We start from the raw sequence: 429 nt of genomic DNA on the forward strand, positions 1-429 counted from the left end.
TTCATGGCCTCCATGACGACGATCTGGTCGCCCTCGTTGACCTCTTCTCCCTCTACGACATTAACCTTGATGATCGTTCCCTGCATCGGGCAGGCCACCGAGTTGCCGGTTGCCGCGGCGCGTCGCCCGGCGCGATTGCGACGGGTGGGCCGGTGAGATTTGGTGCTGGGGACCTGACGAGCGCCGTGCAAGGAGGCGGGGATACGCACCTCAACTCGTTTACCGTTGACCTCGACGACGACCTCACGAGGAGGCTCGGAATCGGCAGACTCGCCCAGGGACCCGGTGTATGGCTCGATCTTGTTGTCGAACTCGGTTTCGATCCAGTCGGTAAAGACGCCGAAGTGGCCGTCGGCGGCAGTGAAAGCCGGGTCGTGAACCACCGCCCGGTGAAAGGGAATGACCGTCGGCATGCCGTCGATGACGATT

At 62.5% G+C, this 429-nt stretch carries 1 protein-coding gene; it reads right to left on the reverse strand.

Annotation, left to right across the window (positions count from 1 at the left end; all coding sequences use genetic code 11):
- On the reverse strand, positions 1–429 hold a 429-nt coding region (locus RGM3321_RS00105), incomplete at both ends, for a biotin/lipoyl-containing protein (protein WP_347880955.1).

This window comes from Pseudomonas sp. RGM 3321 (genome assembly GCF_022836805.1).
In the GTDB taxonomy this organism is placed as follows: domain Bacteria; phylum Pseudomonadota; class Gammaproteobacteria; order Pseudomonadales; family Pseudomonadaceae; genus Aquipseudomonas.